19 protein-coding genes are annotated in these 20,548 nt (G+C 32.1%); 13 read left to right on the forward strand and 6 right to left on the reverse strand.

Translation table 11 applies throughout. From position 1 onward, the window contains the following. Window positions 1–79: 79 nt before the first annotated feature. A complete protein-coding gene (locus tag RDK80_RS16640; RefSeq protein ID WP_308524914.1) occupies window positions 80–385 on the forward strand; it encodes a winged helix-turn-helix transcriptional regulator in 306 nt (101 codons plus the stop codon). A gap of 108 nt (window positions 386–493) precedes the next feature. Here RDK80_RS16640 and RDK80_RS16645 read toward each other — a convergent pair whose 3' ends face one another. The 4 genes from RDK80_RS16645 to RDK80_RS16660 form a co-directional block, all read right to left on the reverse strand. Next, window positions 494–1,345 (reverse strand): DegV family protein, encoded by an 852-nt coding sequence (locus RDK80_RS16645; protein ID WP_094903070.1) that lies wholly within the window; start codon window positions 1,343–1,345, stop codon window positions 494–496. 185 nt (window positions 1,346–1,530) lie between these two features. After that, window positions 1,531–2,919: an MATE family efflux transporter gene (locus RDK80_RS16650; protein ID WP_094903068.1), complete on the reverse strand. Its 1,389-nt coding sequence runs from the start codon at window positions 2,917–2,919 to the stop codon at window positions 1,531–1,533. A 241-nt stretch (window positions 2,920–3,160) separates the two neighbouring features. After that, a complete protein-coding gene (locus RDK80_RS16655) occupies window positions 3,161–3,655 on the reverse strand; it encodes a ferritin family protein (RefSeq protein WP_308524915.1) in 495 nt (164 codons plus the stop codon). Between the two features lie 51 nt (window positions 3,656–3,706). Further along, the gene (locus RDK80_RS16660; protein ID WP_308524916.1) at window positions 3,707–4,135 is read right to left on the reverse strand and encodes a Fur family transcriptional regulator; all 429 of its coding nucleotides are present in this window, start codon (window positions 4,133–4,135) and stop codon (window positions 3,707–3,709) included. 274 nt (window positions 4,136–4,409) lie between these two features. Here RDK80_RS16660 and RDK80_RS16665 point away from each other — a divergent pair, with 274 nt between their 5' ends. Continuing rightward, window positions 4,410–5,633, forward strand: a complete 1,224-nt coding sequence (locus RDK80_RS16665; protein ID WP_308524917.1) for a GGDEF domain-containing protein — start codon at window positions 4,410–4,412, stop codon at window positions 5,631–5,633. A 161-nt stretch (window positions 5,634–5,794) separates the two neighbouring features. Continuing rightward, window positions 5,795–6,643, forward strand: a complete 849-nt coding sequence (locus RDK80_RS16670) for an undecaprenyl-diphosphate phosphatase (RefSeq protein ID WP_308524918.1) — start codon at window positions 5,795–5,797, stop codon at window positions 6,641–6,643. 47 nt (window positions 6,644–6,690) lie between these two features. Here the strand turns inward: RDK80_RS16670 and RDK80_RS16675 are convergent, their stop codons facing one another. After that, a complete protein-coding gene (locus tag RDK80_RS16675) occupies window positions 6,691–7,932 on the reverse strand; it encodes an amidohydrolase family protein (protein ID WP_308524919.1) in 1,242 nt (413 codons plus the stop codon). Window positions 7,933–8,079: 147 nt separating this feature from the next. On the opposite strand from RDK80_RS16675, the gene prdR reads away from it, so the two are divergent. The 8 genes from prdR (at window position 8,080) to RDK80_RS16715 (ending at window position 17,184) form a co-directional block, all read left to right on the forward strand. Next, window positions 8,080–9,873, forward strand: coding sequence for a sigma-54 dependent transcriptional regulator PrdR (prdR, locus tag RDK80_RS16680; RefSeq protein ID WP_308524920.1), 1,794 nt, complete (start codon window positions 8,080–8,082; stop codon window positions 9,871–9,873). A 451-nt stretch (window positions 9,874–10,324) separates the two neighbouring features. Next, on the forward strand, window positions 10,325–11,629 hold the full coding sequence (prdC, locus tag RDK80_RS16685; protein WP_308524921.1) for a proline reductase-associated electron transfer protein PrdC: 1,305 nt from the start codon (window positions 10,325–10,327) through the stop codon (window positions 11,627–11,629). A gap of 22 nt (window positions 11,630–11,651) precedes the next feature. Continuing rightward, window positions 11,652–13,745, forward strand: a complete 2,094-nt coding sequence (gene prdA, locus RDK80_RS16690; protein WP_308524922.1) for a D-proline reductase (dithiol) proprotein PrdA — start codon at window positions 11,652–11,654, stop codon at window positions 13,743–13,745. Window positions 13,746–13,762: 17 nt separating this feature from the next. Then, a complete protein-coding gene (locus tag RDK80_RS16695; RefSeq protein ID WP_094903052.1) occupies window positions 13,763–14,014 on the forward strand; it encodes a CBO2463/CBO2479 domain-containing protein in 252 nt (83 codons plus the stop codon). Beyond that, complete coding sequence (gene prdB, locus RDK80_RS16700) at window positions 14,014–14,739, forward strand: D-proline reductase (dithiol) protein PrdB (RefSeq protein WP_094903050.1); 726 nt, start codon at window positions 14,014–14,016, stop codon at window positions 14,737–14,739. Before RDK80_RS16695 ends, prdB begins: the two co-directional genes overlap by 1 nt. Window positions 14,740–14,817: 78 nt before the next feature. Continuing rightward, window positions 14,818–15,594, forward strand: a complete 777-nt coding sequence (gene prdD, locus RDK80_RS16705; RefSeq protein ID WP_308524923.1) for a proline reductase cluster protein PrdD — start codon at window positions 14,818–14,820, stop codon at window positions 15,592–15,594. A gap of 43 nt (window positions 15,595–15,637) precedes the next feature. Next, the gene (locus RDK80_RS16710) at window positions 15,638–16,114 is read left to right on the forward strand and encodes a glycine/sarcosine/betaine reductase component B subunit (protein ID WP_094903048.1); all 477 of its coding nucleotides are present in this window, start codon (window positions 15,638–15,640) and stop codon (window positions 16,112–16,114) included. A 62-nt stretch (window positions 16,115–16,176) separates the two neighbouring features. Next, window positions 16,177–17,184, forward strand: a complete 1,008-nt coding sequence (locus RDK80_RS16715; RefSeq protein WP_308524924.1) for a proline racemase — start codon at window positions 16,177–16,179, stop codon at window positions 17,182–17,184. Window positions 17,185–17,373: 189 nt separating this feature from the next. Here RDK80_RS16715 and RDK80_RS16720 read toward each other — a convergent pair whose 3' ends face one another. Next, window positions 17,374–18,153, reverse strand: a complete 780-nt coding sequence (locus RDK80_RS16720) for a class I SAM-dependent methyltransferase (protein WP_201259949.1) — start codon at window positions 18,151–18,153, stop codon at window positions 17,374–17,376. 356 nt (window positions 18,154–18,509) lie between these two features. On the opposite strand from RDK80_RS16720, the gene RDK80_RS16725 reads away from it, so the two are divergent. Next, window positions 18,510–19,796 (forward strand): putative DNA modification/repair radical SAM protein, encoded by a 1,287-nt coding sequence (locus RDK80_RS16725; protein ID WP_308524932.1) that lies wholly within the window; start codon window positions 18,510–18,512, stop codon window positions 19,794–19,796. Continuing rightward, entirely contained in the window at window positions 19,796–20,530 is a 735-nt protein-coding gene (locus tag RDK80_RS16730; RefSeq protein ID WP_308524925.1) for a TIGR03915 family putative DNA repair protein, read from the forward strand. The genes RDK80_RS16725 and RDK80_RS16730 overlap by 1 nt, the downstream gene beginning before the upstream one ends. Window positions 20,531–20,548: the final 18 nt, after the last annotated feature.

The following is a 20,548-nucleotide window of genomic DNA, read 5'->3' on the forward strand; positions in this document are numbered from 1 at the left end:
TTATTATCTTCTATTAACTATATTATATGATAAAATATAAGTAACAAAAAGGCACAAATATGTTCGTAGAGGTGAAATTATGAAAAACAAAATATCTAATGGTTTTCAAATTGTACAGGATCTAATTAAACTTAGATGGGTGCCAGAAATATTAAAATCTATCCATCTTGGGAATCAACGGTATAGTGATATTTTAAGAAGTATTCCATATATGAGTCATACTGAGTTAAATAGAAAGCTATCTATACTTATAGAAAGAAATGTTATAGATAAAGTAGTTGATGAGGAGAATACATACTATTCTTTACTTAGCTTTGGTAAAGATTTAGTACATATTTTCTACCATTTAGAAGATTTAGAAGAGAAGTATTTTCAACATTCTTAAGGAGCCGACGCATGTCTTCTATAATAACAAATAAAGAACTCTTTATTTGGCAAAATATATAATAAATAAAAAGTCTCCATCAATTTATTGATGAAGACTTTTTATTAACTATTTAGTTTCAAAAGCTATACCTAAAGTATTTGGCCCACAATGGCATGATATTGTACAACTTGCAATTGTTACATGAATTTTCTTAAAATCCGTATGTTCTAGTATTGTATTCTTGGCAAGTTCTATATACTCAGGATCTATTCCAGAATGAACAATAAAAATATGTTCCTTATTAATATTATCATAGCTTGATAATTTATCATTTATATATTTTACAATAACCTTATTTAATGTTCCTCTATATTTGTTTCCTAGGTCCATAGCACCAGATTTATTGTCTACATTAATAACAGGCTTGATTTTTAATAAATTTGCTCCTAGAGATGAAGTCCTTGAACAACGACCCCCAGCATGTAAAAAATCTAAAGTATCAAGAACGAAACTCATATGTATGTTCTCTCTATGACTATTTAATCTATCGCTAATTTCCTTTGCTGATAATCCTTCTTTTATCATATTAGCTGCCTTTAGTACCAAAAGAGCAGAACCAGTGGAAAGATTGTGTGAATCTATAGGATAGATTCCCTTCAACTCATTCGATACTATACAACAATTATTATAGCTACTTGTAAGTGCACTTCCTAGGTTAACATGTATTATCTCATAGCCATCATCTATCCAAGGCTTGAAATAACTATAATACTCTGCAACATTTATAGCAGATGTTTTCGGTAAAATCTTCTTTTCAGAATATACTCTAAAGATTTCGGCAGGTGTAATATCTACATTATCCTTATAAGTATTTTCATCTAGAAGAATGGTATAAGGAAAACTATTAACATTATGATGCCCTATTAATTCATGATTTAGATCACAGGTGCTATCAGCACTTAATATTATCTTTTTCATTTTGAGTAATCCTTCCTAAATATATTGATTGAAAATTTTTATTTTAGATTGACTAATGGAAAATATGACTAATATGTATGAATAATAATATCTAATACTATGACTTTTGTCAATTTAATATTATTTCAAAAATATAAAAAGAATCAATTCCATCTAATATTTAGATGAGATTGATTCTTTTCTTACTATAACTCATTAGCAAAGCCTTTTTTACGCCATTTGCCTTTTTTATAGAAAATTGTAGTTATAATTGCTCCAACTGTCCAAGAAACCAGTAGGGAAATAAATGTGGATTCAGGTCGTCCTGTTGGATAAGCTTCACTTCTTGTAAGGTAAGCAATGCCATAAGCCACAGGAACACGAAGAACAACTGTAGTAATTAGTGAAATCCACATAGGTGTAACTGTATCCCCTGCACCACGCATAACTCCTGATAAACTCTGTGTTACAGCCATTGCAATATAACCTACTGCTAGGATTCGCATCATATGCATACTTAAATCAACAAGTTCTGCTGTATCAGTGAAAACACCCATAAGATATCTGCCAAAAATTAAAATCAAAATAGTTATTACAGTGGAAACTCCAACAGCTATCATAGTACCATCTTTAGTTCCCTTTTCCACTCTATCCATTTTATTTGCCCCTATATTTTGTCCAGTATAGGTTGTCATTGCACTGCCAAAAGAGAAATTTGGCATCATGGCAAATCCATCCACACGCATAACAATTACGTTGCAAGCTATAACCATCTCTCCGAAACTATTAGTTAGAGATTGTACAACAATCATTGCAAGAGAGAATATTGCCTGTGTAAGACCAGATGGTAATCCCAGTTTTATTAGCCTATAGGAAAACTCCTTGTCTAATTTTAGCATTGCCCAGTTCAAGTCGAAGTTGTCTTTCATTTTCATTAGTTTAATGATACAAAGTATTGCTGATATTCCTTGTGCAATAATAGTTGCTAGTGCAACACCTGGGACACCCATATTAAGTCCAGCAACAAACCAAATATCAAGCACTACGTTTAAAACTGTGGAGATAAGTAGAAATATAAGTGCCGATAGAGAATCACCAAGACCACGAAGAACACCAGCTAAAATATTATAATAAGCAAAGCCTGCAATACCTACGAAATAAATAATAAGATAATTTGCACACCAATCAATAATGGTATCTGGTGTATTGAGAAAAGAAAGTAATGGGCGGGTAACAATAGGACCGATAACCATAATAATTATTGATGCAATAGCAGTCAAAGATATACATACACCAATAGTATGAGAAAGTTTTTTTCGATCCTTAGCTCCAAAGTACTGAGCTACCATTATGCCTGCACCCACAGAAATTCCAACAAAGAGTACGAGTAAAAGGTTTAATATAGGGGATGCACTTCCAACAGCAGCAAGTGCGTTATCGCCAACATATTTACCGACGATGATTGAATCAGCAGTATTATAAAATTGCTGTGCTATATTACCGATAAGCATTGGTATCGCGAATTCAGTAATTCGCTTCCAAGGCGTACCCTCTGTTAAATCTTTGGGAGCAAATAGTTCTTTAAGTCTTGTCATATCTCTACCTCCTACATTAACTTAATAAGCTATAGAATTTTCTATATAGATTTATCCTTAGAGCAAGTAAAATCTAGTTTATAATAGTTATTATAACTTGTCAATTTATATATGAAAATAAAATTAATAATTATTAATTTTAGAATAAAATTATATTCCAAAAGAGGAGGTATAAATGCATAAATATAAAGTGATGATTACGGTAATCATCACTTTATATGAACTAAGCCTTTGAAATTTATTAATACTTAATAAATTTTGAACCAGCAACGTTACAGATACTACATTTCTCTGGAACAAATTTTTCAATATTTCCACAAACTGGACATAGATAGTAGAAAACTTCTTCCGTTTGATTAATATTTTCTAAAGCTTCTTTGTATAGTTTTGCATGGACTTTTTCAGCTTCCATAGCATAAGTAAAAGTTTGAACTGCTGCTTTATTTCCTTCTGCTTCTGCAGCTTCTATAAATGGTGGATACATGCTCTCAAATTCATATGTCTCTCCATTGATTCCATCTTCAAGATTTTCAGCAGTTGATCCAATCTTACCTGCTACTTGGAAATGTCTAAGAGCATGAATAGTTTCAGCGTCAGAAGCTGCTTTAAATAGCTTCGCCGCATTTAGTTTTCCTTCTGTTTCTGCCTTTTTTGCATATGATAAGTACTTTCTGTTTGCTTGGGATTCTCCAGCAAATGCCTCCATAAGATTATTAAGTGTTTTGTTATTTTCCATTTTATCTCCTCCATTTTATTTAATTAATATTTTCAAAAGACTATATTGTCTTTAGATATCATTATTTTTTTTAATACATTTTGGACATATACCTTTAAAATACACATCCTTATGATTAACTTTGAAACTACCTAAGCCCTCTGCCGCCAATGAATCAAAGTTTATATTAAAATCAAAAATTTCTCCGCAAGATTCACACTTAAAATGTCCATGATTTTCAGTTGTGGCATCATATCGAGTTTCATTGTCTTCTATTGTTATAACTCTTACTAGATTGGCATTTACTAATGCATTTAGAGTGTTATAAATTGTTGTTTTTGACAATGTAGGAACTTCCTTTTGTAAATCAGTATATATCTGATCAACAGTGGGATGAGTTTTATGATTATTTATATATTCTAAAACCTTTAATCTTTGATGAGAAAGACGAATATTTCTATTTTTTAATTCATTAGTTAGTTCTTCAAAAGTTGTATTCATATGCCTCACATCCTTTATATATTTAGGATTACAATAAATAAGTTAGAATCATTATTAAGTTGTAATGATTACAATATAATTATAATTATAAAATTAAAAGATGTCAAGTAAAAACTTTAAGTAATTTTGTCCTAGAACATGATGCTTGAAAATCAGTAAAATAAAGTATAAAATAAAAAATAGTGTTAAGATTCTATGAAAAAAATCCAATAAAAAGCTTAAAAGTAAATACTTAATTTTGAATTGGTAATTAATGCGAAAGGAATTACATAAAATGAGAACTAGAGTCAAAAGGATTTTTTCCATGTTTTTACCATTTAGTTTGATTATATTTGCCTATATTTTATTTACTAAGACTAATACAATGTCAGATGCACAACTAGATATAATAAGACTTTCTCCCTATGTAATATTTTTTATAGGAATTGTCATTGCTTGGAGATTTAATCGCAGTCGAGAATTTTTTGTATTAATAATTTTTACTCTATGTTTAAGTGTAATAGGATACACAAAAAGTGATTCTATTAGTTCAACGGAAGCAGCTGATATGTATTCAATAATTTGCCTAATGATTCCCATAAATATTGCATTGTTCTCATTTCTAAAAGAGCGGGGGATAATAAGTCTATGGGGAGCTATACGTATAGGAATTATCGTTGGGCAATTATTATTTGCACTTTGGTTGATTTATTCAGGTGAGAGATACATTTTAGACCTAATCAATAAAGATATATTATCTATAAATATTGATGCAATAAATTCAATACCTCAGATATCAGTAATAGTATTTTTAATAACTCTAGTGATACTTATTACTAGAGAGGTATCATATAAATCTTCTCAGGATGTATCTTTTATTGCTGTATTATTGTCATTATTTTATGTACTAGAAAATAATAGCAGTCAAATACTATGCTCCGTATTTTTTGCAGTTTCAGGACTTATTCTTATAGTTGCAATAATTCAGGACTCTTATTATATGGCATTTTCTGATGAACTTACGGGTTTACCATCCAGAAGAGCTTTAAAACAAGATATGATGAAACTAGGCGTTAACTATTCAATTGCTATGCTAGACATTGATTATTTTAAAAAATTTAATGATAAATATGGACATGACACAGGAGATGAGGTCTTAAAGCTAGTTGCTTCCATTATAAAGAATGTCACAGGGGGAGGTAAATCTTACCGTTACGGTGGAGAGGAATTTACAATACTTTTCCCAGGAAAATCTATAAATGAAGTGTTTCCGCACCTTGAAGAATTAAGAGAAAAAATATCACAGAGAGGGTTTACAATTCGTGGGAAGGATCGTCTGAAAAATAAACCTAAAAAGAAAACCAAAACCCTAAAGTCTTCAAAACAAATTTTTATAACAGTGAGCATAGGAGTTGCCCAGAAGAATGAAAACTATAGAACACCAGATGATGTTTTAAAATCTGCAGATAAGGCTTTATATCGTGCTAAGAAAAAAGGTAGGAACTGCGTTAGTAAATGATTTAAATGTAGAAAATTATTTTATATATTTAAGTATCTGAAATATATTGTATAATGTTTATATATGAATAAGTATAATATATTAAATAAGATAGAAGGTGTTAAATTATATATAAATAATATTTAAAGATTTAAACAAACATTAGATAGGGGGATTTACTTATGGATACCATAATTTTAGTAATAAAATCAATAATATTAGGAATCGTAGAAGGATTGACCGAATTTTTACCAGTTTCTTCAACGGGGCATTTAGTCATATTTCAGAACTTAATAGGTTTCAAAGGAACAAATCAAAGTTATGTTGAGATGTATACATATGTTATACAGTTAGGTGCTATATTAGCAGTAGTTATTCTTTATTGGAAGAAAATAAAGGAAACTATTATAAATTTTTTTCCTCAAAAAGTAGGGTATGAAAAGTCTGGATTTAAGTTTTGGTTTATGATATTTATTGCTTGTATTCCTGGAGGTGTTTTCGGAATATTATTAGATGATTTAGCAGATAAATACTTATTTAACCCTGTATCTGTAGCCATAACATTATTCCTTGGTGGAATATGGATGATATATGCAGAGAATAAATTTAGAAACAATAGAAATAAAAGCAAAAGCTTAAATGTTACAGCAAAACAAGCAATTACAATTGGATTATTCCAGTGTTTAGCCATAATTCCAGGAATGTCACGTTCGGCTTCAACAATTATAGGTGGATGGGTGTCAGGGCTTTCTACTGTTGCAGCTGCGGAATTTTCTTTCTTTTTAGCAATTCCAGTTATGGTAGGAATGAGCTTTTTAAAGATTATAAAGATTGGAGGAATAGCTGTTCTTACAGTTCCCGAACTTATTTCTCTTGCTGTGGGATTTGTGGTATCATTTATAGTAGCGTTAATTGTAATCAATAAGTTTATTTCATACTTAAAGAAGAAACCTATGAGGATATTTGCATTCTACAGAATGGTATTTGCTATTATTGTGTTAATAGCAGGATTTGCAGGAATATTTCAATAAAATAATTAATGGAGTAAGAGGTGAATACCTCCTACTCCATTTCTTTTTTAATTCTTGAAGTTTTTCACAAATTGCCCTTCCTTCATGATTACTTCCATTTTTTCAACACAGATATTATGAATATCTAAAAGAGGATTATCTTGAAGAACTATTAGATCGGCAAATTTACCTTCCTCTAATGTTCCTGTAATATCATCTACCTTTAACATTTCTGCACCATTTTTAGTAGCAGCCAATATTACTTCCATCTCTGATAAACCTGCTTTGTTTAAGGCATACATTTCTGTTATAGCATATTTTCCATAAGGAGTTAAGCTGCTACAGAATGAATCTGATCCTACTGTGATTCGGATACCTTTCTTATTTGCATTTTGCAGATTGTCAATTATTCGATTCAATTCCTTCTCAGCAGTTGTATTGCCTGGATACTTATCATGTATAGGTCTATAAGGTGGCTCATAGACTGTAAACCATTCATAGAAGAATTGTAGAGTAGGACAGAAGGTAATATCCTTTTCCTTCATAATCTCTAAACATTCTTCATTCAATTCTTGTCCATGTATAATAGAAGATACACCTGCCTTACATGAATTTAAAGCACCTTCATAGCCCTCAGCATGAGACCATACAGGTATTCCAACCATGTTACACTCGTCAACTACTGCCTGAATTTCTTCCATTGAATAATGAGTAGCAGCCTTAGCATCATATCTCCATATTCCTCCGCCTGTAGACCAGATTTTAACCGCATCTGGATTTTCACGGAGTCTTTTTCTAATGGCTTTTCTAAGTTCCCATGGTCCATCTACTCTTTCTGCCCATGGATGAGAATCATTATTATACTCTAATGGCAATTTATGAGAATCCCCATGTCCAGCAGTTCTGCAAAATCCAAGACCTGTTGTAATAACCCTAGGTCCGGGAATAATACCTTGCTCAATCATATTTCTGATATGTATACCAGAGCGAGAAATTTCTCCAACTGTTGTTAATCCATGCTCTAAAGCCTCTCTAGCTTGTGCTACAGCAACTATGGTTTTTTGAATAACTGGTTCAAGTACCCATTCTGTATCGTTATCACTTAAATTTCCACTAAAATGAAGATGTGCATCAATTAAACCAGGCATAATAGTTTTACCAGTTATATCAATTACTTCACCATCGAATTTAGTATCTGTAATAGGTCCAGCATATTTGATTTTTTTATCCTCTATAACTACCATAGAGTTTTCGATTACTTCTCCTGTACCATTTATTAATAGACCGCCAGTAAATATAAACTTACTCACTATGTATTCGCCCCCTTATAGTAATATTCATATACATTTTAACCTTTAATACTCCACTAATCAATCATTAAATTTATGCAAGTTTTTTTAAAATGTGATAGAATTATAATAATATTGAAAGCAAGAAAATATCGAGTAGGTGATAAAATGGCTGAATATTATACTGCAGATTTTAAGAACATTGCTGATATTATGAATGAAGATATTATATTTGCAGAGGAATCAATATCTATAGAGTCGGCCCTAAGAGAAATGCTTATAAGCTCCAGATACGAGATTGTAATAGTTAAAGAACTTAAAAATAAGGCTGATTATAACAATGCTTTAGGGATTATTACAATTGAAGATATAGGGAAATTAGTTAAGAAGGAGATAAATCTTAAAGACAAGGTTGGAAATTGGATAAAGGGTGATGTAACTGGTATCAATGTAGAGGAAAGCATAAGGACGTCAAAGCTCCTTATGAAGGAAAAAGGTGTAGAAACATTGCTGGTTTTAAGGGAGGAAAAAATAGTAGGAATATTGACACCCTTGGAATTGTTCAGACATCAGGATTTCCAAAGAGATGAAATAGAGCTTCAGCTAAGGCTGATATTAGGTAATCTTCATGAAGCAGTATGTGTCATAAATACTTCTGGCATAGTTACATTTTGGAATGCTAGTTCTGAAAAATTATATGGTATAGAGGCAAATGAAATAGTAGGATCTCACATAGAAAAATTCTTTCCTAATGCTTTGCTTATAAGGGTTCTGAAGGAGAAAAGAACTTTCCAAAACTTAAAATATAAGCCTAAGGATGAATCAGATGTAATAATATCTGCTACCCCCCTTATATATAAAGGGGAACTAATAGGAGCAGTTTCTACGGATAGAGATCTTAATGAAATCACCAATTTATATATGGAATTAGATAGAGAAAAGACAAAGGTGGAAATCTTAAAGCAACAAATGAAGGAAATAACTCAGGATAAATATTTCTTTGGTAAGATTATCGGTAAGTCTAAGGCCTTAGTAGATGCCATGACTATAGCTAAACAAGTAGCTAAAACAGATGCAAGCGTATTAATCACTGGTGAAAGCGGAACTGGAAAAGAAGTATTTTCAAGGGCTATACATCAGGAAAGTGATAGAAAAGGAGATTTTATTCCAGTTAATTGTAGTGCTATACCTTCAAATCTTTTAGAATCTGAATTATTCGGATATGTGGAGGGGGCCTTTACAGGTGCTTATAAGAAAGGAAGACCAGGAAAGTTTGAACTAGCCAATGGTGGAACTTTATTTTTAGACGAGATTGGTGATATGCCTTTACTTATGCAGGCAAAGCTACTTAGAGTATTACAAGATGGAATCGTGTATAGAGTAGGAAGCAGTAAATCTATAAAGGTAGATGCAAGGATAATAGCTGCAACAAATAAAGACTTGCAGCAACTTATGGAGGAAGGTAAATTTAGAGAGGACCTTTATTATAGATTAAATGTGGTATCCATACAAATACCTCCGCTTAGAGAACGAAAGGAAGATATACCAGAGCTTATAAATAATTTTATTGAAGAATTCTCAGAGAAAAATAATAAAGGAAAGATAGATATATCTCCAGATGCCATGAAGATACTGTCAGACTATCATTGGAGAGGTAATATCAGGGAATTAAAAAACACTATTGAAAGATTAGTAATTTTATCTAAGAATAATATAATTGAGAGTAATGATATACCTGCAGAAATAATAAGCAGTACAAATATGTCTCCTTTTATAAATTTGGATATAGACAATTCCTTTGATTTAAAGAATGCTGTAGAGGAATTTGAAAAGAATATAATTATAAATGCTTTAGCCACAGTAAAAGGTAATAAAGTTCAAGCAGCAGAATTACTGAATATAAAAAGATCTACACTATATTATAAATTAGACTTATACAATTTAACTGAATATTTTTCATAACATTGAATCTAAATAGGTATTTAAAAGAAAGTGTCAATTAATTGACATTCGAGTACAAAAAACTGACACTGGCTTTGTAGTTATTTTATCATGATAAATAATATTAATATCATTGTTATTATATATCAACTTGGTTAATGACTAGGTTTCTATAAAAAATATCTATAATAGGTGCGAATTAAATAAACCTAATATATGTCAGATATCTGACATATATTAGGTTTATTTTTATTTAATAAAGAAAAAAGATGTAATAATTAACAAATCAATGAAAAAGTTAAGAGACGTTTCATTCTTTGAAAGCATTGAAAATGTGTGGTTTATAGTGATTGAAGGTTATGAGAAATAAATTACAAAGTGCAAATATATTAGATAATGGGGTAATGGCATAATATTTGCATAGTAAATAATAAACAAATAATTATCAATATTTATTGTTGGGAGGAAGAAAATGGCATTATATAGAATTCCGCTAAGACAACATGTAGGTGCTCCTTGTGCAGCAACAGTACAAATAGGAGATGAGGTATTAAGAGGCCAATGTATTGCTGATCCAAATGGACTTGGAGCTAAAATACATTCTAGTGTGTCAGGTAAGATTATAAATATAACAGAAGAAGCTATTGAAATAGAAGGAGAAGTTATAGATAAACAAGATTATGTAAAAATAAAAAAATGTGAATCTATAGTAGAAATTGCCTATGAAGCTGGAATAGTAGGTGCTGGCGGAGCTGGATTTCCTACTCATATAAAGCTTAAATCAGAAATTCCAGATGGATATGTAATTGCAAACTGTGTAGAGTGTGAGCCGATTTTAAATCATAATATAAGACTTTTAGAAGAAAATCCTGAGATAGTTATAAAAGGTATTAGATATGCTATGGAATCTACAAAGGCTCCAAAAGGATATATAGCAATAAAAGCTAAAAATAAGAGAGCCATTGAATCATTGAAAAGTGCAATTGGTGAGGCAAAGGATATTGAAGTAAAAGAACTTAGAGATATGTATCCTATGGGAGAAGAAAGAGCAATAATTCATGAAATCTTTGGTACATGGCTTACTCCAGAGCAGCTGCCTATTGAAGCCAAATGTGTAGTTATGAATGGTGAGACTTTGGCAAACCTTACAAGGGCAGTTGAGGATTTAAAACCTGTAATTGATAAGGATATTACAGTAGGCGGTAAATTAAAAAGTGGTAAAGAAGCCAATGTTTTCTTCCAAGTACCTATTGGGACTCCAATAAACAATCTCATTAATGAATGTGGAGGAATTGATGGAGATTTTGGTGAAGTAGTAATTGGAGGACCGTATACAGGAAAATCTGGAGATATTCATAGTTCTGTAGTTACTAAAATATCTGGCGGTGCCATAGTTACTATTCCTTTACCGGAATTTGATGGACCAATTGGACTTCTTGTATGTGCGTGTGGTGCAGACGAATCTAGACTTAGGGATATAGCTGAAAAAATGAAATCAGAAGTTGTTGCTGTAACAAAATGCAAAAATATTGTAGAAGTAAGAGGTACAAATAAATGCCTTACACCTGGGGACTGCCCTGGACAGGTTCAAGGAGTAATGCATCTTAAGAAAAATGGTGCCAAAAGAATTTTAATATCAAACTGTAGTGATTGTACAAATACGGTAATGTGTTGTGCTCCTAATATGGGGATACCGGTATATCATCATACAGATCATATATTTAGAACAGTTGATCATGAATTAACAAGAAGACTTCCTATGGAAGAAGAAAAATAGATTTTATCGAGGAGGTATGAATATGTCAATAAGCGCTGATGAAGCACAAAAGTTTAAAGATGAAGTTGCTGTAGTATGCTGTAGAACAGAGGCAGGGACAATAATATCAGCAGATAATCTGGAAGATCCAAATATATTTCCTGATCTTGTAGATTCAGGATTACTTTCTATACCAGAAAATGCTGCTAAGATAGGACAGGTTATTGGAGCTAAACTCTTAAAGACTATTGATTCATTGACACCTATAACACCAGAAATTATAGAGGGAATGAAGGTAGAAGGAACAGTTGATACAAATATAGAAAAGCTTATAGACTCAGATAAGAAGGCAGTATTAAAATTTAATATGAAGGCTGGAGATGTGATTAAGGCAGCTGATTTAGAAAATCCAATTAATTTTGACAAACTAGAGGATTCACTTCTGATTAAACTGGGTGACGGGGTGTTGACAAGAGGAGAAGTTATTGGAGCAAAACTTAATCAGAACGTACCAGCCCTTACACCTGTTATTCCAGATATACTAGAAGGATTTAGTGTATCATCAGAAAAAGAAGTTATAGAAGCACCTTCTATAGCAAGCTCCATACAAGGTGGAGTACTAAAAATAAAAATAGCCGAAGGAAAAGGAATAGATATCGAAGTTCCTTTAGGAGGGTATTCAATATCACCAACTTCAGCAATGCCAGTGCAGACTGTAGTAGCAGAAGCACCTTTAGCGGCAGAGAAAGTAGAAATGAAGGATGAAGAAGTTCCTGCTAAAGAAATCAGAAGGCTTGTTAAAAAGCATTTCCGAATAGATGAAGTTAAATTTGGACCAGAAACTAAAATTGATGGGACTACTTTATATATCAGAGAAAATATTGGAGAAGATGCAGTTAAGGTAGATGAATTGGTAAAAAAGATAAAGGTAGAGATTATCACTCCTGATAAATATAATATGTATTCAGAAACCATAATGGATGTTCAGCCTATAGCAACAAAAGAAGAAGGAAGTAAATTAGGCACAGGAGTAACTAGAGTACTCGATGGAGTAATCATAATGGTAACTGGTACTGATGAAAATGGAGTTCAAATCGGTGAATTTGGTTCATCAGAAGGTATTCTTGAAGAAAATATTATGTGGGGAAGACCTGGTGCTCCTGATAAAGGGGAAATATTTATAAAAACTGAGGTTGTAATTAAAGAGCATACTAATATGGAAAGACCAGGACCTCTTGCAGCTCATAAGGCTACAGATTTTATCACGCAAGAAATTAGAGATGTATTAAAGAAATTAGATGAGTCTTTAGTAGTAAATGAGGAATTATTTATTCAGACAAGAAGACCTGGAAAGAAAAAGGTAGTAATAGTTAAAGAGATTATGGGACAGGGTGCTATGCATGATAATTTAATACTTCCTGTTGAACCAGTTGGAGTGCTGGGGGCTAAACCAAATGTTGACCTTGGCAATGTTCCAGTAGTTTGTTCACCATTAGAAATATTAGACGGGGCTATACATGCACTTACTTGTATAGGACCTGCATCTAAGGAATGTTCAAGACATTATTGGAGAGAGCCTCTTGTAATGGAAGCACTTAAAGATGAAGAGTTGGACCTATGTGCAGTTATATTAGTTGGAAGTCCTCAAATCAACTCTGAAAAATTCTATGTATCTGAAAGAGTTGGTATGACAGTTGAAGCTATGGATGTTCATGGTGCGTTTGTTACTACAGAAGGATTTGGAAATAATCATATTGATTTTGCCAGCCATATTGAACAAATAGGTATGAGAGGAATACCAGTAGTTGGCTCATCATTCTGTGCAGTTCAAGGTGCATTAGTAGTTGGTAATAAATATATGACACATATGATAGACCACAATAAATCAGAAGCAGGAATAGAGAATGAAGTATTATCCTGTAATACATTGACCAAAGAAGATGCACTTAGGGCAATTGTAATGTTAAAATCTGCCATTGCCAATGAAGAAGTAGCTCAGCCTGAAAGAAAATGGAATCCAAATGTTAAGGAAAATAATCTAGAATTAATAGAGAAGACAACAGGGATGAAAATTGAAAGACCAGAAAACGAAACTTCCATTCCAATGAGTGAAAAAAGAAAAGAAAAATATAGTTAATAAAATTAGGTGCTAAAATGAAATATATTGATAATGTAAGATATATGGAAGGTATTATTGTTGAAGTAAGTGATGGTGCTGTAAGTATAGATTTCAAAGGAAGATTAGGATTTTTAAAGATTCCAATGAGAATGTTGATTACTGACTATCCACTAGAAGTGGGTCAGGAAGTTTGCCTCAATATGAGCTATGTGGAAGTTTTAAGTCCTATACCAAATGATAAATATATAAGTAATTTAGATAAGAAAAAGGATAAGGAGGTAAAGTAATGAGCCTAACGGTAGTGAAGGGATTACAATCTGAAATATTTGTACCAATTACACCACCACCAGTATGGACTCCTGTAACTAAAGAGTTGAAGGAGATGACCGTTGCTTTAGTTACAGCAGCTGGTGTTCACGAGAAAAAAGATAAAAGATTTAATCTTGCTGGCGACTTTTCTTTTAGAGAAGTCAAAGATACAACTCCATCCAGTGAATTAATGGTATCACATGGCGGATATGATAATGGAGATGTCAATAAGGATATTAACTGTATGTTTCCAATAGATAGATTACATGAGCTTGCAAAGGATGGAATTATAGAAAGAGTTGCCCCAGTTCATATTGGATTCATGGGTGGCGGAGGAAACCAAGAGAAATTTAAGAATGAAACAGGACCAGAAATTGCAAGGATACTTAAAGAAGAAGGTGTAGATGCTGTATTGATGACTGCAGGATGAGGTACTTGCCACCGCTCTGCCGTGATTGTGCAGAGAGCGATTGAAGAAGCAGGTATACCAACTATAATAATAGCTGCTCTTCCTCCAGTAGTAAGACAAAATGGTACTCCTAGAGCAGTTGCTCCATTAGTACCTATGGGAGCAAATGCAGGAGCTCCTAATGATATAGAAATGCAATATAATATTTGTAAAGAATCTTTACGAAAATTAATAGAAATCGATACTCCGGGAAAAATAGTTCCTCTTCCATATGAATATATAGCAAAAGTTTAAGAGATATGATAAATTTATTAGAAAGAGATTGCAGATATAGTAAAATATAGCTGCAATCTTATCTGATGAATAGTGACAGTGAAAAGGAATGATGATATGATGCTTGAAAAGGATGAAATTGAAAAAAGAAGGCTTGTAATAAAAAGTTTTCATATAAATGAAGTTCAGCTTTCATCTGAAACATCTATTGAGGACGGAGTATTGAGGGTAAATAAAAATTTAATTGATGAGATATTAAAAACAGAGCCTTTAATTGAGAGAATTGATTTGAATATAATAGAACCAAGAGCCCATAATAGATGGACTAATAGTATTATGGATATAATACCTATATCTGTAAAGGTCTTAGGTGTCTTAGGTGAAGGTATAACTCATACTATTACAGGAGCTTGTTTTATACTTACAGGAGTCGATGCTGAGGGAATGCAAGTTGCAGAATTCGGCTCATCAGAAGGGATATTGAAAGACCAGTTGTCCTTGAATAAGGCTGGTACTCCAGCTGATACGGATATTATTATAGTGCTTAAAACTGGGGAAGGTCACCACAGACAAGGACCAACAGCGGCTCATAGAGCTTGTGATAAAATGGTGCAGGATATTAGAGAAGTCCTGAAAAGGTTAAAACCCAATAGTTTTACTGAAAGACATGAGTACTATGACATAGCGAAACCGGGAAAGAAAAAAGTAGTTATAATAAAGCAAGTTGCCGGACAAGGTGCTATGTATGATACTCAATTGTTTTCAAAGGAGCCTTCAGGATTTGCAGGAGGACGATCTATAATAGACATGGGAAATGTACCTATTATAGTGAGTCCCAACGAATATAGAGATGGTGCAATAAGAGCGATGCATTGATTCAAATATGTAAAGCTATTCTATTAAAGGATGGTGTGTATATATGGGAATTGGACCTTCAACAAAAGAAACTACTCTCCATCATTTTAGAGATCCAATATTAAATATAGTATCTAATGATAAGGATATTGACTTATTAGGAATTATTATTGTGGGAACACCTCAAGATAATGAGGATAAATATTTTGTTGGCAGGAGAGCTGCCGCTTGGGTAGAGGCCATGAGAGCTGATGGAGTAATAATTTCTGCAGATGGCTGGGGAAATAGTCATGTAGATTATGCAAATACAATAGAAGAAATCGGGAAAAGAAACATTCCGGTAGTGGGAATTAGTTTTGTTGGTACTCAAGCTCAGTTTGTTGTAAAGAATAGATATATGGATACCATAGTAGATATTAATAAATCTAAAGATGGTATAGAGACTGAAGTAGTTGGAGAAAACACATTATCAGAATTAGATGCTAAAAAGGCCTTAGCATTGCTGAAGCTAAAGATGAGAAATAAAGAATCTAAAGAATAGAAATTAGGTTATTTGCATAAAGGATTGTTAAAAATCAAACTATAGTCAAAGGAGAGTAAGACATGAACTTTAGTAAAAGCTTACACGCAATTGATTCCCATACAATGGGAGAACCGAATAGAACTATAATAGGTGGATTACCTACTATACCTGGAAAGACTATGGCAGAGAAAAAAGAGTACTTAGAAAATCATTTAGATTATATAAGAACAGCTGTAATGCATGAACCAAGGGGACATAATGATATGTTTGGCTCCATAATTACTGCACCTACATTACCAGAGGCTGACTTAGGAATAATCTTTATGGATGGCGGCGGATATCTAAATATGTGTGGACATGGCACTATTGGTGCAGCTACTATTGCAGTGGAAACTGGAATGGTGGAAGTTACCGAACCAACTACAGATATAGTGTTAGAAGCTCCTGCTGGCTTAGTTAAAGCTAAGGTAAAAGTGGAAAGGGGAAAGGCTAAAGAGGTTTCAGTAGTCAATGTTCCTTCCTTCTTATATAAAAAAGATGTACAAGTAGATGTACCAGATATCGGCACAGTTACCTTTGATGTTTCATTTGGCGGCAGTTTCTTTGCCATAGTAAAAGATAGTGAATTAAAGGTTGATATTGATCCGAAAAATACTAATCTAATAATTGAAAGAGCTATGAAGCTAAGAGAGATCATTAACAAGGAAATCCAAGTACAACATCCAACTCAGGGACATATAAAGACCGTTGATTTAGTGGAGGTATATGGACAACCTAAGAGCGAAGATGCAGATTATCAAAACGTAGTAATATTTGGCTCAGGACAGGCTGACAGATCACCATGCGGAACCGGTACAAGCGCAAAAATGGCAACATTATATGCTAAGGGGGAACTGGGCATTAATGAACCTTTTACATATGAAAGTATAATTAATACTAAATTTAAAGGAAGAATTTTAGAAGAAGCTACTGTTGGTGAATTTAAAGCTGTTATACCTGAAATAACAGGTTCTGCTTTTATAACAGGATTTAACCATTTAGTAATAGACGAAGAAGACCCAGTAGGATATGGATTTATTTTGAAATAAATAGGAATTAAACGCTAGAATTTTGTATATTTTAGATTAAAGAAGAATAAATAATTTTTATTCTCATAGATTTTGTTAAATAGTTTATAGAAGTAAAAGGACTTCGTGATGGCAAAGAAGTCCTTTTGCTTATTTTATTGTTACATTTAAATATTTCACTAATTCAAATAAAAATAAGATAGATAGTAACTATTCTACTTTCTTACAAGTATAAATCATTTGATAACTATCATTTTTTATGGGAGATTCATTCCAGTCACTGTAAATATTTAAAACCTCTAATTTATGAGCAAGTAAAAGTCGTTCCATTTCTTTTGGGAATACATATCTTAAACTTATTTTTGTTCTTTTTTCATCTATAACTTCACCATCTTGGTTTTTAGATCTTCTAATTGTAATATAATGTTGAAGTTGACTAAGAGAATCATAATTACTTATAGTATAAACATCTACTTTGTTTTTAGTATCACTATCTATATAACTTTTCCAATATTCCTCTCCACTTGGTTGTAATAGTTCTTCTATACTTGGAAATCTCGTTTCAAAAATGAAAATTCCTCCAATGTCTAAGTGATTGTTTACAGAAGATAATAGTCCATCTTGGGCTTCATTTGTAAGGAAATGTTGAAAAGAGTTCCCAACTGAATATATAAACTTACTTTTTATATTTAGATTTAACTTAGTGCAATCTTGCTCTACCCACTGTATTTGTAAATTAAGATTAGATGCCTTTTTTTTAGCTTCTTCTAGCATTCCTCTATGAAGATCTACACCAATAAGAGAATATCCTTCACTTGCTAAGGGAATAGTTGCTCTTCCAGTTCCGCAAGCTAAATCGATGATAGGCCCTTTTGTCTGTGAAGCCCATTTTAAAAGGAGTGAAATTTCGTCTAAGCCTTTATTTTCTTTGTCGTATAGGATTGGATCATTATATTCTTCAAAATTATCTAATATCATTTTATTGTCCATAAAACTTTCTCCTTTGATATAAAAATTTTAGAATTCATATGAAAAAAATACATCTCTTAAATAATAAAAATCTTAGTATGATAACTAACAGGCTTTATAAGCTAAAACTCAATGATTAGTTAAGTTCTTCAATTTTCCTATAATCTTAAGACGATTTATAGGGCATATTGTATAATAGGGTTAAGATTAAGTCAACATCCGCTGTAGGTTTAAATTAATTATATTTAAAGTAGGCATATTAATAATAATTCTAAAGAGAAAAATAGATGTATAAAATTTTGCTCAAACATATGTTTGAACTTTTGTTCTTCTTGTGGTATAATTTACCTAAAATAATCGGTAATGAGGTGTTAGTGGTGGATGTTCTAGAGAAATTAAAGATATTATCTGATGCAGCTAAATATGATGTATCTTGCTCATCTAGTGGGAGTAATAGAAAAAACAAGAATGGTGGATTAGGAGATGCAAAAGCTTGTGGAATATGCCATAGCTGGTCAGATGATGGAAGATGTATTTCTTTATTAAAGATTTTAATGACTAATTATTGCATCTACGATTGTGTTTATTGCATCAATAGGTCTTCTAATGATCTACCTAGGGCTATTTTTACTCCAGAGGAGATAGTTGATTTAACTATAAATTTCTATAAAAGAAATTATATTGAAGGATTGTTTTTAAGCTCTGCTGTATTTAAATCACCTAATCATACTATGGAAATGATTTTTCAAGTAGTTAGGAATCTAAGAGAGGAACAAAACTTCAATGGATATATCCATACAAAAGCAATACCAGGGGCAGATAGGGAAATTGTTGAAAAAGTTGGTAGATATGTGGATAGAATGAGTGTAAATATAGAATTACCCACAGAAGAAGGACTAAAACTTTTAGCACCTCAAAAGAATAAAGAAAGTATCTTAAAACCTATGGGGCTAATCAAAACAGGAATCACCCAATACATAGAGGAAAAGAAAAAGTTTCGCTTTAGTCCAAAATTTGTTCCAGCCGGACAGACTACACAATTAATAGTAGGAGCTACTGTGGATAATGATTTAAAGATATTAAGATTATCTGAGGGTCTATATAATTCTTATAATCTTAAAAGAGTATACTATTCAGCCTTTGTACCTGTGTCAAATAATCCTAAGCTTCCATTGATTAAATCTCCCCCGCTGGTAAGAGAAAATAGACTTTATCAAGCAGATTGGCTGCTTAGATTTTATGGATTTGAAGCAAAGGAATTATTAGATGAAGATAAACCTGATTTTGATTTAGCATTAGACCCTAAATGCGATTGGGCACTTCGCAATATTCATTTATTTCCAGTAGAGATAAATAAAGCAGATTACGATATGCTTTTAAGAGTACCCGGTATTGGAGTAAAATCAGCAATGAAGATAATTCAAGCAAGAAGATTTTCATCTATAGATTTTTATGATTTAAAAAAGTTGGGAATTGTACTTAAAAGAGCTCAATATTTCATTACCTGTAAAGGAAAATACTATGGAGTAAAGTCTATGGATAGCCAAATAATCCGTAATCAATTAGTAGAGGGTCCACAACTAGGAAAAAACTATCAGCAATTATCTTTATTTGACCAAGTCTCTCTTGAAGATAAATATATTCAGATAGGAGGTCAACTTTGATGCTTCATTATATTTATGATGGTAGTTTTGATGGACTCTTGACTTCAATTTATGAGGCTTATTATAGAAGAGGGGATATTGAGGATATAGTACCTAAAGACAGTATGGAAGAAAATTTTCTAGTACAGAAGGTTTTTATTTCAACAGATGGAGAAAAGTCTAGAAAGGTATATGAGGCTATAAAAAATAAGATTTCAGAAGAAGCTTTAAAAAGAGTGTTCTATGCTTATTTATCTGAGTTACCAAGACATGGAATAACAATACTTAAATATCTTCAATTAGGATTTAAATTTGGACCTCAAGTAGACTTGAACTTATCAAATGATATCATATTAAAAATGGATAATATTAATTATAAGGTGGGCATGGAAAAGCACAGGATGTTGGGACTTATTAGGTTTAAGCAACTTGAAAATGGGATACTTTATTCTTCTATAGAACCAGACTACAATATAGTAGGATTACTGGCACCCCACTTTGCATCTAGAATGATGAATGAAAACTGGGCGATACATGATGTGAAAAGAGGAATAGGTGTACTTTATAATAAAAAAGAATGGGTTATTAAAGATATAGAAGTCACAGATTCTTTAATTATAAAAGAAGATGAGGAAGATTATCAGGAGCTTTGGAAAGCATATTTTAAATCTATAGCTATTCAAAGTAGAATTAATCCAAAACTACAAAAAAGAAATATGCCAATGAGGTATTGGAAGCATTTGGTGGAGAAGTGATAATCTATTATTAGGAGA

The sequence above is a fragment of the uncultured Tissierella sp. genome (genome assembly GCF_902479755.1).
In the GTDB taxonomy this organism is placed as follows: domain Bacteria; phylum Bacillota; class Clostridia; order Tissierellales; family Tissierellaceae; genus Tissierella; species Tissierella carlieri.